Below are 14,799 nucleotides of genomic sequence, written 5' to 3' on the forward strand. Positions count from 1 at the left end.
GGCGCCAATCGGATAAACTGGCGGCACCGATGTACATTTCCGTACGGAGCGTCTTGCATGAACCATCAACACATTCAATCTGCCCTTGCCATGCAAGGGCCATCCATGCCGGGTAATGGCGTTTTCGAACTCGCCGGTGCGACACCGGTATGGATGTTGGCGCATACCTGCCGTACTCCGGGTTGCGAATGTCGGATCGCCAAGATCATGGCGAGTCACGATGGCGAACAGGCCTTGCTGCGCTACCAGGATAGCTTCCACGAAGCCATGCAGGGTGGACATGACTTTGCGCTCGATGCTTCTGCCGATCTGATTCTGTTCGATCTTGATATTGATTCGGCAAGCGTGTATGCCATGCGCGGCACCGCACCACTGGATTTGACACGGCACCCGGCCATTGCCGAGGTGGCAAAACGCATCGATGGCGAGGTGCTTGAATCGCTTGGGCGGCTGTGGTATTGCGGCAAAGGGTGGCCTGACCCAGAGGAAGCGGCACTGCGCTCGCCAACGATCGAAGTCAAAGGGTGGAAGCCTGGCCAGCGGCTTGGATGGGATGAAGCATGCTACGGCGTGCGGATGGACTTGTATGACATCGACGGCGTGACTTACGACGCCATGGATTTCTATTGCCCGGCCGCCTCTTTCGCATGCGAAGAAGTGATCATCCACTTCGATGCGCCGGACGGGATCGAATCGCCCGGGGATGTGATCGTCCATTTGTCCGGCAAGGTCGATATGGATCCGAGCAAGAAAGGCCATGCGCTGCTGGGGCGCTTGTGGGACGCGTACAGGCAGCGTCACACCGATCATCTTGCGCGCCTGTCGCGACGCTACCAGGCGATGAAAAGCGTGGGGGAGCGTATCGTGCTCAAGCAGCCTGCGGTGTCGCACAAGGTCGGACGCAATGAGCCATGTCCTTGTGGGTCGGGGAAGAAATACAAGAAGTGTTGCGCGACGGCTTGAGTCAAAGGTGGACGTTTTTGTCCAACGCCGATCGGCTTGACCGAGCAAGCCATTGGATACCGAACCGCCGGGCCGCCGCTATCTTTGTGCGCGGTCGGAATACCGCGCACAGGTGCTCATCTGTTCGCCATGCGACCGCGGGCACATCTACTGTTCCGATACATGCTCAAGCATGGCGCGCCGACGTACCGTCAGGGAGGCGGGCCGACGTTACCAGAATAGCCGCCCTGGGCGTTTGAAACACGCCGAGCGGACGCGCCGCTATCGGGCCAAAATAAAAAAAGTGACGCATCAGGGTTCACCACCACTGCCTGCCGGTGCTTTACTGGTATCGGACCCGGCTGTATGCGCTGTATCAGCGCTCCCTGTTCGCGCGCCGCCGGCCGCCTTGGCAAATCACTGCCATTTTTGCGGCCGGCGTTGCTCCGCAATTGCGCGTTCGGAATGTCTGCGTGGCCGCCGCGTCCAGTTGCGCCCCCGACAAGGCGCATTACAGCGAGGAGACGACGGTGGCCATTCACCATGAAGTTCCGGACAGCGCCTGCGCTGGCGTGCCCGTGCAAGGTTCGTACGTGCCGACAGGCGCAATACAGATCGACCTGCATCGTCTGGAGCTGGCGTGCGCGAGCACACGTATCGTCAATGTTCCGGCTGTACAGCAGTTGACCGATTCGATACGGGAACGCGGACAACTGGTGCCGTGCATTGCCGCAGGTAGTCCGGTAGGCGGCCCACTGGTGCTCATTGATGGCTACCGGCGTGTGAGCGCGCTCAGGCGCGCGGGCTTTGATACCGCCTTGGTGCAATGCTGGAGATGTTCCGTTGGCGAGGCGATCACACAGTTGCTGGCGCAGTCGTGCTCACGTCAATTCGACCGTATGCATCCAACCATCCCACCTTCCAGTGGAATCTATTTCCCCGTAATCTGAGCAAATGGCAGAAGCGAATCGATTTGACTGTTGGGGCAGGTAGGGAGTTTTTCCAGCGTTTCGGTCAGCCAGCGCATGGGGCCGATACCGTTGAGTTTGGCGGCGGCCACCAGGCATTGAATGGCAGCGGCGCGCCGACCAGCGCGCTCCGAGCCGGTGAAGAGCCAGTTCTTTTTTCCAACGGCGATGGGGCGTATGGCGTTCTCGACGGCGTTGTTGTCGACCGGGTAGGTGCCGCTGTCGACATAGCGAACCAGGGCCAGCCACCGTATGAGCGCATGATCGAGCGCCTTTGCAGTGCCGCTGCCATCAGCAACGACGGGTCTGGTCTTGACGAGCCACGCGTGCAGCTCATCAAGGACTGGTTTGGCGTCGCTCTGGCGGCGAGCATGACGTGCCGACGCCGAGTCATCGACCGCATTGCGCTCGATGGCATACAGCAGCCCAATGCGGCGCAGGGCCTCGGCGGCGATCGGGCTGCCATTGGCCGCATGCAGCTCGAAGAATTTTCGGCGCACGTGGGCCAGGCAAGCCAGTTCGGTAACGCCGTGCACGAACAGTGCCTTGTAGGCGACCTAATCGTCGACCATCAGGTGCCCGCGCCAGTGTTGCAGGAACGACTGGGCATGCGCGCCGGCGCGCCCGCCCTGATAGACGAACACGACGATAGGGGGACCTTCGTCCAAGCTGTTGGAACGGTACGCCCACAAGTAGGCACGCTTGGTTTCACCCTGCCCGGGATCGAGTTGCCTGACCGGCGTCTCGTCGGCATGCAGGGTCGGTCGCATGCGCAGCAGTTGCGCCAGCCGGTCAGCCAGAGGCTGCTACGCCACGCCGACCTTGCCGGCCCAGTCCGATGTCGTCGAGATGGGCAGTGGAACGCCCTGGCGCTCGCCAAACTGGTTGATCCGATACAGCGGCAGATGATCGACGAACTTGCTGATGGCGATCCAGGCCAGCCGGCCGGGCGCGGCCATGCCGCCGTCGATGATCGCCGGCGCCACCGGCGCCGCGGTGACGCTGTCGCAGACGCGGCAGGCATACTGCGGGCGGATGTGGCGGTGCACGAAGAAGCGGGCAGGTTCAACGTCGAGCTGCTCGCTGACGTCCTCGCCGATCAGGGTCAGGGTTTGGCCGCACTGGCCGCATTCGCAGCAGGCCGGCTCATGACGGTGGACGATGCGCTCCAACTGGGGCGGCAAGGGCTGACGCCCGGCACGTGGCCGCTTGTTCTTCGGCTTCTCGCCGACGAGCAGATCGCGTTGACGCTGCAACTCCGCTTCCATGGCAACCAGATCAATTTCCTGGCATTCTTCGAACAGATCACGCTGTTCAGCGGTAAAGGCCTCGCTCTTGTTGGCGAATCGAATGCGGCGATGTTGCGCCAGCTCAAGCTTCAAGGCGGCAATCGTGGCGTGGGCCGCCTTGATGACGTCGTCTTTCACCGCCACGGATCAGCCAGCTGGTCTGCATGCGCGGCCTGCGCCAGCAAGGCCCGTACCGCGTCGAGCACGGCAGGATCAAGGTTGGCGCGGGTCAGTTCGTTGAGCAAATCCATCAGCCCAGTTTACCGGGCTCTGCTTACGTTTACAAGCAAGATCGTCTGTACCGACGCACTACAGTTGCCAATGGCCCGGTGCCGGCGCCGCCATGCGTTGCCAGTCCACGCCCGCGATCAGCCATTGCCATTGCTCGCCGCTCATTTGCCAGGTGGCGTCGTCGGCCTGCGGCCATACGAACTGGCCGCGATGTAAGCGGCGCAGGCACAGCCATACGCCATTTCCGTTCCAGTACACCAATTTGAGGCGCGTACGGCGCCGGTTGCTGAACACGTAAGCCGTGCCATCGCAGGGAGGGCAACCGAGCACTTGCTGCACCAGCAGGGACAGGCCGTCGACGCCGATGCGCATATCGACGGGCCGGGTGGCCAGCCGAACCAATTCGACCTGCAGCTTCATGCCAGTTCGCGCAGCAGTGCCGCCACCCAACGGGCAGGCAAGGCCGGCGGCAATGTGACGGTCCAGCCGCTGGGACTACGCAGGCTCACCGCCGGTGCCGCATCGGTGAAGGCTGCAATCGACACTGGCAGCAGCGCCGCCGGCACGACGGCCGCGGCCAGGCGGCGCGCCCAATAATTAAGCTGCCGCTGCGGGTAGCCCTGGCTCTGCGCAAAGGCGCGCTGGGACTGGCCGCTCTTGCGCCATTGCGCAACCCGCTCCTCCCACAATGATTCGCGTTCCAAATTTGCCATCTCTATCTCCAAGTTGAAGATCACAGTGTGGGCAATTTATGGAACGGAAGAAAGGTGGGCGGGCTGGACGCTTACTTTACCCCGACATCGCCCAGCTGGCGGAAGCGTTCATCGAGAGCCGATGAGGCCAGCCCAAACGAAAAAAAGCCAGGCAATGCCTGGCTTTCTTCTACGTACCGCGCCGATTACTCAGCGGTTGGTGCGTCTTCAACGTCGGTGACTTCTGGACGGTCCATCAGTTCAACGTAGCACATTGGTGCATTGTCGCCAACGCGGAAACCCATTTTCAGGATACGCAGGTAGCCGCCATTGCGGTTTGCGTAACGTGGGCCGAGTTCGGCGAACAGCTTCAACACCATTTCGCGGTCGCGCAGGCGGGCGAATGCCAGACGCTTGTTTGCCAGCGTGTCGGTCTTGCCCATCGTCAGGATCGGCTCGACGACGCGGCGCAGTTCCTTGGCTTTTGGCACGGTGGTTTTGATGGCTTCATGACGCAGCAGGGAAACGGTCATGTTGCGCAGCATTGCCAGACGGTGGGACGAGGTACGATTCAGCTTGCGAAGGCCGTGACGGTGACGCATGGTAATTCCTTTCGAGTTGTTTAAATCCAGCTCTTCGATCGCCTCTCAGCGCGGGCCGGTTTGTATGGAGTGATAAATGCCCGGAACACCTGTCCCGGACAGTGCTGCAATTACTTCTCGAGGCCGGCTGGTGGCCAGTTTTCGAGCTTCATGCCCAAGGTCAAGCCGCGCGACGCCAGCACTTCCTTGATTTCGTTCAGGGACTTGCGGCCCAGGTTCGGCGTCTTGAGCAGTTCGTTTTCCGAACGCTGGATCAGGTCGCCGATGTAGTAAATGTTTTCTGCTTTCAGGCAGTTGGCCGAACGCACGGTCAATTCCAGGTCGTCGACCGGACGCAGCAGGATCGGATCGACCAGCGGTGCGCGCGAAGGCGCTTCGGCAGCTGCTTCGGTGCCTTCCAGCGCCGCGAACACGTTCAGTTGATCGACCAGCACGCGCGCCGATTGACGGATCGCTTCTTCCGGCGTGATGACGCCGTTGGTTTCGATGTTGATCACCAGCTTGTCGAGGTCGGTACGCTGTTCGACGCGGGCCGATTCAACGAAGTACGACACGCGGCGCACCGGCGAGAACGAGGCGTCCAGGATGATGCGGCCGATCGTCTTGTTGGTGTCTTCCGACAGGCGGCGCACGTTACCAGGCACATAGCCGCGGCCTTTTTCGACCTTGATCTGCATGTCCAGCTTGCCGCCAGCGGTCAGGTGGGCAATCACGTGGTCTGGATTGATCAGTTCGACGTCATGCGGCAGGTCGATGTCCGAAGCCAGGATCGCGCCTTCGCCTTCCTTTTTCAGGGTCAGCGTGACGGAATCGCGGTTGTGCACTTTGAACACAACGCCCTTCAGGTTCAGCAACAGGTCGACCACGTCTTCTTGCACGCCGTCCAGCGACGAATACTCATGGACAACGCCGGCGATCGTCACTTCGGTTGGCGCGTAGCCGACCATCGACGACAGCAGTACGCGGCGCAACGCATTACCCAATGTATGGCCATAGCCACGCTCGAACGGCTCCATCACGACTTTGGCGTGACCGGCACCGAGGGCTTCTACATCGATAATACGTGGCTTCAACAGACTGTTTTGCATGAAATGTCCTTTTCAATACCCTCGGCTCATTACACCGATAAGGCTGATGGCATTAGTGAAAACGCCCACTCCAGGGAGCGGGCGGGGAATCGGGTCATTGCGCGGCCAACAAGCCGCGCAATCGAGCCGAGTATTAACGCGAATACAGTTCGACGATCAGCGATTCGTTGACGTCGTTAGCGATCTCGTTACGCTCTGGGAACGAACGGAAGGTGCCTTCCATTTTCTTCGAGTCAACCGAAACCCAGCTAGGCATACCGACTTGTTCAGCCAGCGACAGGGCTTCAACGATACGCACTTGCTTTTTCGACTTTTCGCGAACAGCGATGACGTCGCCGGTCTTGACAGCGTACGAAGCGATGTTCACAACGTTACCGTTGACAGTGAACGCTTTGTGGCTGACCAGCTGGCGCGCTTCGGCGCGGGTCGAGCCGAAGCCCATGCGGTAGCAAACGTTGTCGAGACGCGCTTCCAGCAAACGCAGCAGCGCTTCGCCGGTGTTGCCCTTGCGACGGTTTGCTTCAGCGAAGTAGCGGCGGAACTGACGCTCGAGGACGCCGTACATGCGCTTTACTTTTTGCTTTTCGCGCAGCTGGTTACCGTAGTCCGAGGTACGAGCACCGGATTTGACACCGTGCTGGCCTGGCTTGACGTCCAGTTTGCATTTCGAATCGAGCGAGCGACGTGCGCTCTTGAGGAACAGGTCCGTACCTTCACGGCGGGACAGTTTTGCTTTAGGTCCGATATAACGTGCCACAATGTTTCCTTTAGAATAATGACGCCCCGGCGGCATCCTGTGATGCTGGCCAGGCGCTAGTCCGTACACAACTGCGTCGGACGGTGGCTGACAATAAACCCGCGCAAAAAATCGCGACAGGCGACAACAGCCGGGCAGTATACCCTATTCGGGGACTGCGCCGGCGATCATCAACGACTAATTTACAACGAACGGCCGAAACTTGCGTTCCGGTCGCCAGCGGGCCGTATCAGATACGACGACGCTTTGGTGGACGGCAGCCGTTGTGCGGCACTGGCGTCACGTCCTGGATTTCGGTGATCTTGATACCCAGGTTGTTCAAAGCGCGAACAGCCGATTCACGACCAGGGCCTGGGCCCTTGATGCGCACTTCGAGGTTCTTCACGCCGCACTCGACAGCGACCTTGCCTGCTGCTTCAGCCGCAACCTGCGCTGCGAACGGGGTCGATTTACGCGAACCCTTGAAGCCAGCACCGCCGGACGTCGCCCACGACAGGGCATTGCCCTGGCGATCGGTGATCGTGATGATGGTGTTGTTGAACGATGCGTGGACATGTGCGATGCCTTCAGCGACGTTCTTTTTAACTTTTTTGCGAACGCGTGCTGCTGCGGCGCTGCTTTGTTGCTTAGCCATGGTGTTGTCCTATTATTTCTTAAGCGATTGTGCGGCCTTGCGCGGACCCTTGCGAGTACGAGCATTGGTGCGTGTACGCTGGCCGCGGCAAGGCAGACCCTTACGGTGACGCATACCGCGGTAGCAGCCCAGATCCATCAAGCGCTTGATGTTCATGGACAGTTCACGACGCAGATCGCCTTCGACTACGAAAGTGCCGACGGCATCACGCAGTTTTTCCAGTTCGCTGTCGTCCAGGTCCTTGACCTTTTTGTTGGTCGCAACACCCGTTTGTGCGCAGATCTTCTGTGCGCGCGGGCGGCCAACACCGTAGATAGCCGTGAGGCCGATTACGGTGTGCTGATGATTGGGGATATTAACCCCTGCAATACGTGCCATTCGTTATTCCTCAATAAATAACGTTAAATTAACCTTGACGCTGCTTGTGACGCGGTTCCACGCAGATTACGCGGACGACGCCTTTGCGCTTGATGATCTTGCAGTTGCGGCAGATCCGCTTGACTGATGCGAGAACTTTCATATTTGCACTCTCTTATGTTCGGATTGATTACTTAAATTTACTTGGTCCGGAACACAATGCGGGCCCGGCTCAAGTCGTACGGCGTCAACTCCACCGTGACTTTGTCGCCGGGCAGGATGCGGATGTAGTTCATCCGCATTTTACCCGAAATGTGTCCGAGCACCACGTGCCCGTTTTCCAGCTTTACTCGAAACGTTGCATTAGGGAGATTCTCAAGAATCTCGCCCTGCATTTGTATGACGTCGTCTTTTGCCATTCGGTCTGTACACTCCTGGTTCGCGGTAACCGCCGGTTAGCGCGTCGGAATTCCGCCCTTGAAATTTGCCTTGCGCAGCAGCGATTCATATTGCTGCGACATGACGTAGTTTTGTACTTGAGCCATGAAGTCCATGGTGACAACCACAATAATCAACAGGGAAGTACCGCCAAAATAGAATGGCACTTTCCAACGGGCTTGCATAAATTCCGGCAACAAGCACACTAAAGTGATGTACACCGCACCGGCCAGTGTCAAACGCATCAGAATCTTGTCGATGTAGCGCGCCGTCTGGTCGCCGGGACGAATCCCCGGCACGAAAGCACCGCTCTTCTTCAGGTTATCCGCTGTTTCCTTGCTGTTAAAGACCAGCGCCGTATAGAAGAAACAGAAAAATACGATTGCCACTGCATACAACAGCGCATGGATAGGCTCGCCTGGCCCCATCGATGCTGCCAAGTCTTTCAGGAAACCGATCACTGGGCTGCTGGAGTCTTTGCCCTTCGTGAACCAGTCCACGATGGTGGCGGGGAACAAGATGATCGACGATGCAAAGATCGGCGGGATCACGCCGGCCATGTTCAGCTTCAAAGGCAGATGGCTGGTTTGACCGCCAACGACTTTGTTGCCAACCTGGCGCTTCGCATAGTTGACCAGGATCTTGCGCTGGCCACGTTCAACAAAAACCACACCAAAAGTAACGAATCCGACCAGGATCACGATGAAAATCGCTGACAGGTTGCCAATAGCGCCACTGGACACGAGCGAGAACAGATTACTCAGCGCCGACGGCAGGCCAGCGGCAATGCCGGCAAAGATGATGATCGAAATACCGTTGCCCAGACCACGCTCGGTAATTTGCTCGCCGAGCCACATCAGGAACATCGTACCAGTGAGCAGCGATACCACCGCCACGAACCGGAAAGCCATGCCAGGCTCGATCACCAGATTCGGCTGCGATTCCAATGCCACGGCAATCGCCGTCGCCTGGAACAGTGCCAGCACCACCGTGAAGTAGCGCGTGTACTGCGTGATCTTGCGGCGCCCGGATTCGCCTTCTTTCTTCAATGCCTCGACGGCCGGAATTGCCAGGCCGGCGAGTTGCATGATGATCGAAGCCGAAATGTACGGCGTAATACCGAGTGCGAATACTGCCGCGCGCTCCAGCGCGCCACCCGAGAACATGTTGAACATGCCCAGGATGCCGTCTTGATTCTTGCTAAACGCCGATGCCAGTTCCTCTGGGTTGATCCCTGGAACAGGGACATGGGCACCCAGACGGTACACGACCAACGCGCCGAGCAAAAACCAGAGCCGACCCCAAGGGAAACCGGCCGCTGCACTTTTACCAAGTTGTGAATTAGTCGCCAATTTATGCTCCGATCAAGCTGTTAGCCTGCAACTTACGCTACCGTGCCGCCAGCTGCTTCGATGGCCGCTTTCGCGCCTGCCGTTACTTTCAAGCCCTTGAGGTTCACCGCTTTGGTGATCTCGCCGGACAGGATCACGCGCACATCGCGCGCCAGCACTTGCAGAACGCCTGCTTGCTTGAGCACCAGGATGTCGACATCGCCGACCGCCAGGTTGTTCAAGTCGGACAGACGCACTTCAGCCTTGAACGTTGCATTGAGCGACTTGAAACCACGCTTAGGCAAACGGCGCTGCAGAGGCATCTGACCGCCTTCGAAGCCGACCTTGTGGAAACCGCCCGAACGCGACTTCTGACCTTTGTGGCCACGGCCAGCGGTTTTACCGATGCCCGAACCAATACCACGGCCTACACGGCGCTTGTAATGCTTGGCGCCTTCAGCTGGTTGAATTGTATTCAATTCCATTGTTTTCTCCGTTCATAAGCCCGAAGGCTTACGAAACAACTTTAACGAGGTACGAAACTTTGTTGATCATGCCGCGCACCGAAGGGGTGTCTTCCAGCTCGGAAACCGAGTTGACGCGACGCAGACCCAGGCCGCGAACGGTAGCGCGATGCGATTCGCGCGTGCCGATCAGGCCCATGACCAACTGAACTTTGACTGTTTTGGTAGCTTGTGTCATTTTGTCCGCCTTAAGCCAGAATGTCTTCAACCGACTTGCCGCGTTTCGCAGCGATATCGGAAGCAGTACTCATTTTCGACAGACCGTCCAGGGTAGCGCGGACCAGGTTGTATGGGTTCGACGAGCCCGTGGATTTCGCCACGACATCGGTTACGCCCATGACTTCGAAGATAGCGCGCATTGCGCCACCAGCGATGACGCCGGTACCAGGCTTGGCAGGCATCATCATTACTTTCGATGCGCCGTGACGGCCGGTTACTGTGTGGTGCAAAGTACCGTTCTTCAGAGGAACCTTGATCAGGTTACGACGGGCTTCTTCCATTGCCTTCTGCACGCCCACTGGCACTTCTTTCGATTTGCCCTTGCCCATGCCGATACGGCCATCGCCGTCGCCCACAACGGTCAGTGCTGCAAAACCCATGATACGACCACCCTTGACCACTTTGGTCACGCGGTTGATCGCGATCATCTTTTCGCGCATGCCATCATCCGGCTTGTCGCTTTGCATTTTCGCTTGCATTTTTGCCATGACGATTCTTCCTTAGAACTTCAGACCGGCTTCACGCGCGGCTTCTGCCAACGCCTTCACACGGCCGTGGTAACGGAAACCGGAGCGGTCGAACGCAACTTCGGTAATCCCTGCTTTCAGTGCTTTCTCGGCGACGCGCTTGCCAATCAGTGCGGCAGCGGCGGCATTGCCACCCTTGCCGGACTTGCCTGCCAGCTCGGCGCGAACTTCGGCTTCGGCGGTGGACGCCGAGACCAGGATTTTCGCGTCCGGGCTGATCAGGTTGGCGTAAATGTGCTGGTTGGTACGATGTACCGACAGACGATTTACTTTCAGTTCCGCGATCTTGATGCGGGTCTGGCGTCCACGACGCAGACGTGATTCTTTCTTGTCCATGGTCAGCCCTATTATTTCTTCTTGGTTTCTTTAAGCTTAACCACTTCGTCCACATAGCGGACGCCCTTGCCTTTGTAAGGCTCAGGGGAGCGGTAAGCGCGCACTTCTGCAGCGACCTGACCAACCTGTTGACGATCGATACCCTTGATGATGATTTCGGTCGGGGTTGGGGTGGCGCAAGTCACGCCTGCTGGCATCGAGTGCACAACAGGGTGCGAGAAACCCAGCGACAGGTTCAGCTTGTCGCCGGCGGCTTGGGCTTTGTAGCCCACGCCGACCAGGGACAGCTTCTTCTCGAAGCCTTTGGTCACGCCGGTCACCATATTGTTGACCAGGGCACGCAAGGTGCCGGACATCGCGTTCGACTCACGGCTGTCATCGACGACGTCGAAGCTCAGCGTGCCATTGTTGTTTTCTACTTTTACCAGGCCGTTCAGGGCCTGGGTCATGGTGCCCAACGGGCCCTTGACGGTGATCGCTGCTGCAGTGATCGCCACATCGGCGCCAGCTGGGACAGCGATCGGCATTTTAGCTACTCGGGACATTGTCGATACTCCTTAAGCCACGTAGCAAATAACTTCGCCGCCGACACCGGTGGCGCGTGCTTTGCGGTCCGTCATGACGCCTTGCGGGGTCGACACGATCGCCACACCCAGGCCATTCATCACGGTAGGGATGTCATCTTTGCCTTTGTAGACGCGCAGGCCCGGACGGGACACACGCTCTAAACGCTCGATGACGGGACGGCCAACGTAATACTTCAAACCGATCTTCAGTTCCGCCTTGCCACCAGCTGCGGTGACGGCGAAATCTTCAATGTAACCCTCGTCCTTGAGGACGACAGCAATCGCTACTTTAACTTTCGACGATGGCATGGCCACGGTCGTTTTTTGGACACCTTGTGCGTTGCGAATGCGGGTCAGCATATCGGCGATAGGATCGCTCATACTCATTGCATATTCTCCTATTACCAGCTTGCTTTAGTCATACCCGGAATCTCACCACGCATGGCAAATTCACGGAGCTTGATACGGGCCAGACCGAATTTACGGAATGTGCCACGTGGACGGCCGGTCACGGCGCAGCGGTTACGCTGGCGGGTCGGGGCCGAGTTGCGCGGCAATGCCTGCAACTTCAGACGGGCTTCATAGCGCTCTTCTTCCGACTTAGACTGGTCGTCGATGATGGCTTTCAGAGCGGCACGCTTCGGGGCGAATTTCTCCACCAGGTCTGCACGCTTCTGTTCGCGGTTAATCAGTGCTAGTTTTGCCATGATCTCAGTTTCTGAACGGAAATTTAAAGGCGGCGAGCAGAGCTTTCGCTTCGTCGTCGGTCTTGGCGGTTGTCGTGATGCTGATATTCATACCGCGCAACGCGTCAATCTTGTCGTACTCGATTTCAGGGAAAATGATCTGTTCCTTGACACCGATGTTGTAGTTACCACGGCCATCGAACGAACGGCCATTGACGCCACGGAAGTCACGCACGCGCGGCAGGGCCACGGTGATGAAGCGATCCAGGAATTCGTACATACGGGCACCACGCAGGGTGACCATGGTACCGATTGGATAGCCTTCACGGATTTTGAAACCCGCGATTGCCTTGCGCGACTTGGTGGTCACTGGCTTCTGGCCGGCGATCTTGGTCAGATCGGCGACAGCGTGCTCGAGAACCTTCTTGTCGGCGATTGCTTCACCAACACCCATGTTCAGGGTGATCTTGGTCAGGCGCGGCACTTCCATTGCCGATTTGTAGCCAAATTTGGCAACCAGGTCGGCAACGACCTTATCTTTATAAAATGCTTGGAGACGGGCCATGATGTCTTAAACCTTCACTACTTCGCCGGAGGACTTGAAAACGCGGACTTTCTTGCCGTCTACGTCTTTGAAGCCCACGCGGTCTGCCTTGCCAGTCGCTGCATTAAACAATGCAACGTTGGACACGTGAATCGGCATTGTCTTGTCGACGATACCACCAGTTACACCGGTCATTGGGTTCGGCTTGGTCGCTTTTTTAGCGACGTTGACGCCTTCAACCACGACATGCTCAGCATCGATACGTTGCTGAACAACACCGCGCTTGCCCTTGTCTTTCCCGGTCAGAACGATGACTTCGTCGTTTTTACGAATCTTATCCATTACGACTCCTTACAGGACTTCAGGTGCCAGGGACACGATCTTCATGAACTTTTCAGTGCGCAGTTCGCGCGTGACTGGTCCAAAAATCCGGGTACCGATCGGCTCGAGCTTGGCGTTGAGCAAAACAGCAGCATTGCCGTCGAACTTCACCAGGGAGCCGTCTTGGCGGCGCACACCTTTAGCGGTACGCACAACCACAGCGTTATAAATTTCACCTTTTTTGACACGGCCGCGTGGCGCAGCAACCTTGACGGTTACCTTGATCACGTCACCGATGCCAGCATAACGGCGCTTGGAACCGCCCAATACCTTGATGCACATGACTTCCTTGGCACCGGTATTGTCGGCTACTTCGAGCCGGCTTTCAGTTTGAATCATAGTATTCTCTTTCCCAACTTAAGCCGAAGAATCCCCACAATGTGGGCCTGCGGTCAGTCTTGGTCCCGCCAACCTCCCCTGCTGGGTCGATTGATTGGGTGATGGACTTTCCAAAAACTTTCGTTGCAGGCCGCGCCACCGGGGTGACTAATAATGCGGCGTTACATGAACGAAGCCCGCTAGTATCACACAATACTGGCGGGCCCGCAAGAACTTTTATCCGGAAGCTGGCTGCCGCACAAAAATGCGACACCCCCATCCGGCACTACTGGCACTGCTAAGCTGGACCTAGTCAGTTGAGGGCAGGGCAACGGCGATGAACCATGCCCTGTCCCGCAACCTATCTGATCAGTTGAGGACAGGGCAACGGCGATGAACCATGCCCTGTCCCGCAACCTATCTGATCAGTTGAGGACAGGGCAACGGCGATGAACCATGCCCTGTCCCGCAACGATTTAGATTACCTGCGCCGCTTGCACGACACGGGTCACGGTCCAAGCCTTGGTCTTCGAGATCGGACGACCTTCTTGAATCTCGACCGTATCGCCGGTCTTGACCGAGTTGGTCTCGTCATGCGCGTGATACTTGTTCGAACGCATGATGATCTTGCCGTACAAAGGGTGCTTGACGTGACGCTCGATCAGGACGGTAACAGTCTTGTCCATCTTGTCGGAAACCACTTTACCGACCAAGGTGCGCTTCAGGGCGACTTTAGTAGTTTCGGTCATTTGGCTTCCTTCGAGTTCATAACAGTCTTCACACGCGCGATGTCGCGGCGTACCTTCTTGAGTTGCGAAGTGTTGCTCAGCTGTTGCGTAGCGATTTGCATGCGCATGCCGAACTGTGCCTTCAACAAATCATTCAGCTCTTTCTGGAGAGCTGCCTGGTCTTTGCCGCGGAGTTCTGTTGCTTTCATATACGACTCCTTTTATTGGCCGACTTGGCGGATGACAAACGTCGTCGCCAGTGGCAGTTTGGCGGCGGCCAGACGGAACGCTTCCCGGGCCAGCGTCTCATCGACGCCGTCCATTTCGTACAGTACCTTGCCTGGCTGAATTTCAGCGACGTAGTACTCCGGGTTACCTTTACCGTTACCCATACGAACTTCAGCTGGCTTGTTCGAAATTGGCTTGTCCGGGAAAATACGGATCCAAATACGACCACCGCGCTTGATGTGACGGGTCATGGCACGACGAGCTGCTTCGATCTGACGTGCTGTGATACGGCCGCGGGCAACTGCCTTCAGACCGAATTCACCGAACGAGACAGCGGTGCCGCGTGTGTGCGAAATGCCGGTGTTACGGCCTTTCTGCTCTTTACGATACTTCCTGCGTGCTGGTTGCAGCAT

General features: G+C 57.7%; 25 protein-coding genes and 1 pseudogene. 2 read left to right on the plus strand and 24 right to left on the minus strand.

From position 1 onward, the window contains the following. The first annotated feature begins 57 nt into the window (after positions 1–57). Together PO883_RS03585 and PO883_RS03590 are read left to right on the plus strand one after the other, a co-directional pair. Positions 58–963 carry an SEC-C metal-binding domain-containing protein gene (locus PO883_RS03585; protein ID WP_289308531.1) on the plus strand — a complete coding sequence of 302 codons (906 nt, stop codon included), beginning with the start codon at positions 58–60 and terminating at the stop codon, positions 961–963. Between the two features lie 317 nt (positions 964–1,280). Continuing rightward, a complete protein-coding gene (locus tag PO883_RS03590; protein WP_289308532.1) occupies positions 1,281–1,892 on the plus strand; it encodes a ParB/RepB/Spo0J family partition protein in 612 nt (203 codons plus the stop codon). On the opposite strand, the pseudogene PO883_RS03595 reads toward PO883_RS03590, so the two are convergent. From PO883_RS03595 to rplP, 24 genes and pseudogenes are all read right to left on the minus strand, one after another. Further along, positions 1,874–3,450: pseudogene (locus PO883_RS03595) on the minus strand (IS66 family transposase). The gene PO883_RS03590 and the pseudogene PO883_RS03595 sit on opposite strands and share 19 nt — an antisense overlap. A 58-nt stretch (positions 3,451–3,508) precedes the next feature. Beyond that, positions 3,509–3,850: an IS66 family insertion sequence element accessory protein TnpB gene (gene tnpB, locus PO883_RS03600; RefSeq protein ID WP_289308533.1), complete on the minus strand. Its 342-nt coding sequence runs from the start codon at positions 3,848–3,850 to the stop codon at positions 3,509–3,511. Then, positions 3,847–4,143 (minus strand): hypothetical protein, encoded by a 297-nt coding sequence (locus PO883_RS03605; protein WP_289308534.1) that lies wholly within the window; start codon positions 4,141–4,143, stop codon positions 3,847–3,849. Before PO883_RS03605 ends, tnpB begins: the two co-directional genes overlap by 4 nt. A 185-nt stretch (positions 4,144–4,328) precedes the next feature. Further along, positions 4,329–4,724 (minus strand): 50S ribosomal protein L17, encoded by a 396-nt coding sequence (gene rplQ / locus PO883_RS03610; RefSeq protein ID WP_289308535.1) that lies wholly within the window; start codon positions 4,722–4,724, stop codon positions 4,329–4,331. Between the two features lie 110 nt (positions 4,725–4,834). Beyond that, the gene (locus PO883_RS03615) at positions 4,835–5,812 is read right to left on the minus strand and encodes a DNA-directed RNA polymerase subunit alpha (RefSeq protein WP_054265842.1); all 978 of its coding nucleotides are present in this window, start codon (positions 5,810–5,812) and stop codon (positions 4,835–4,837) included. A 133-nt stretch (positions 5,813–5,945) separates the two neighbouring features. Continuing rightward, a complete protein-coding gene (gene rpsD / locus PO883_RS03620) occupies positions 5,946–6,569 on the minus strand; it encodes a 30S ribosomal protein S4 (protein ID WP_054265841.1) in 624 nt (207 codons plus the stop codon). A 229-nt stretch (positions 6,570–6,798) separates the two neighbouring features. Beyond that, complete coding sequence (gene rpsK, locus PO883_RS03625; RefSeq protein ID WP_008444339.1) at positions 6,799–7,203, minus strand: 30S ribosomal protein S11; 405 nt, start codon at positions 7,201–7,203, stop codon at positions 6,799–6,801. Between the two features lie 12 nt (positions 7,204–7,215). Then, positions 7,216–7,581: a 30S ribosomal protein S13 gene (gene rpsM / locus PO883_RS03630; protein WP_054265840.1), complete on the minus strand. Its 366-nt coding sequence runs from the start codon at positions 7,579–7,581 to the stop codon at positions 7,216–7,218. A 28-nt stretch (positions 7,582–7,609) separates the two neighbouring features. Then, positions 7,610–7,723 (minus strand): 50S ribosomal protein L36, encoded by a 114-nt coding sequence (gene rpmJ / locus PO883_RS03635; RefSeq protein WP_010394471.1) that lies wholly within the window; start codon positions 7,721–7,723, stop codon positions 7,610–7,612. A 37-nt stretch (positions 7,724–7,760) separates the two neighbouring features. Further along, positions 7,761–7,979 carry a translation initiation factor IF-1 gene (gene infA, locus PO883_RS03640; RefSeq protein WP_005663428.1) on the minus strand — a complete coding sequence of 73 codons (219 nt, stop codon included), beginning with the start codon at positions 7,977–7,979 and terminating at the stop codon, positions 7,761–7,763. A 36-nt stretch (positions 7,980–8,015) separates the two neighbouring features. After that, entirely contained in the window at positions 8,016–9,350 is a 1,335-nt protein-coding gene (gene secY, locus PO883_RS03645) for a preprotein translocase subunit SecY (RefSeq protein WP_167083925.1), read from the minus strand. 32 nt (positions 9,351–9,382) lie between these two features. Then, on the minus strand, positions 9,383–9,814 hold the full coding sequence (gene rplO / locus PO883_RS03650; protein WP_054265838.1) for a 50S ribosomal protein L15: 432 nt from the start codon (positions 9,812–9,814) through the stop codon (positions 9,383–9,385). A 28-nt stretch (positions 9,815–9,842) separates the two neighbouring features. Next, positions 9,843–10,031, minus strand: coding sequence for a 50S ribosomal protein L30 (rpmD, locus tag PO883_RS03655; RefSeq protein WP_054265837.1), 189 nt, complete (start codon positions 10,029–10,031; stop codon positions 9,843–9,845). A gap of 10 nt (positions 10,032–10,041) precedes the next feature. Then, complete coding sequence (gene rpsE / locus PO883_RS03660) at positions 10,042–10,560, minus strand: 30S ribosomal protein S5 (protein WP_054265836.1); 519 nt, start codon at positions 10,558–10,560, stop codon at positions 10,042–10,044. A 12-nt stretch (positions 10,561–10,572) separates the two neighbouring features. After that, on the minus strand, positions 10,573–10,935 hold the full coding sequence (gene rplR, locus PO883_RS03665; RefSeq protein ID WP_054265835.1) for a 50S ribosomal protein L18: 363 nt from the start codon (positions 10,933–10,935) through the stop codon (positions 10,573–10,575). Between the two features lie 11 nt (positions 10,936–10,946). Next, positions 10,947–11,480, minus strand: a complete 534-nt coding sequence (rplF, locus tag PO883_RS03670) for a 50S ribosomal protein L6 (RefSeq protein WP_099873837.1) — start codon at positions 11,478–11,480, stop codon at positions 10,947–10,949. A 12-nt stretch (positions 11,481–11,492) separates the two neighbouring features. Continuing rightward, positions 11,493–11,888 (minus strand): 30S ribosomal protein S8, encoded by a 396-nt coding sequence (gene rpsH / locus PO883_RS03675; RefSeq protein WP_054265833.1) that lies wholly within the window; start codon positions 11,886–11,888, stop codon positions 11,493–11,495. 14 nt (positions 11,889–11,902) lie between these two features. Continuing rightward, a complete protein-coding gene (gene rpsN / locus PO883_RS03680; RefSeq protein ID WP_054265832.1) occupies positions 11,903–12,208 on the minus strand; it encodes a 30S ribosomal protein S14 in 306 nt (101 codons plus the stop codon). 4 nt (positions 12,209–12,212) lie between these two features. After that, positions 12,213–12,752, minus strand: coding sequence for a 50S ribosomal protein L5 (gene rplE, locus PO883_RS03685; RefSeq protein ID WP_054265831.1), 540 nt, complete (start codon positions 12,750–12,752; stop codon positions 12,213–12,215). Positions 12,753–12,758: 6 nt separating this feature from the next. Beyond that, a complete protein-coding gene (gene rplX, locus PO883_RS03690) occupies positions 12,759–13,073 on the minus strand; it encodes a 50S ribosomal protein L24 (protein ID WP_099873836.1) in 315 nt (104 codons plus the stop codon). Between the two features lie 9 nt (positions 13,074–13,082). Next, a complete protein-coding gene (rplN, locus tag PO883_RS03695; protein WP_008444317.1) occupies positions 13,083–13,451 on the minus strand; it encodes a 50S ribosomal protein L14 in 369 nt (122 codons plus the stop codon). A 455-nt stretch (positions 13,452–13,906) separates the two neighbouring features. Further along, complete coding sequence (gene rpsQ, locus PO883_RS03700; protein ID WP_054265829.1) at positions 13,907–14,179, minus strand: 30S ribosomal protein S17; 273 nt, start codon at positions 14,177–14,179, stop codon at positions 13,907–13,909. Beyond that, the gene (rpmC, locus tag PO883_RS03705) at positions 14,176–14,367 is read right to left on the minus strand and encodes a 50S ribosomal protein L29 (RefSeq protein ID WP_054265828.1); all 192 of its coding nucleotides are present in this window, start codon (positions 14,365–14,367) and stop codon (positions 14,176–14,178) included. Before rpmC ends, rpsQ begins: the two co-directional genes overlap by 4 nt. Before the next feature lie 12 nt (positions 14,368–14,379). Further along, a complete protein-coding gene (rplP, locus tag PO883_RS03710; RefSeq protein ID WP_054265827.1) occupies positions 14,380–14,799 on the minus strand; it encodes a 50S ribosomal protein L16 in 420 nt (139 codons plus the stop codon).

Origin of the sequence: Massilia sp. DJPM01 (assembly GCF_030348125.1) — a bacterium.
Taxonomy (GTDB): domain Bacteria; phylum Pseudomonadota; class Gammaproteobacteria; order Burkholderiales; family Burkholderiaceae_D; genus Telluria_A; species Telluria_A frigida.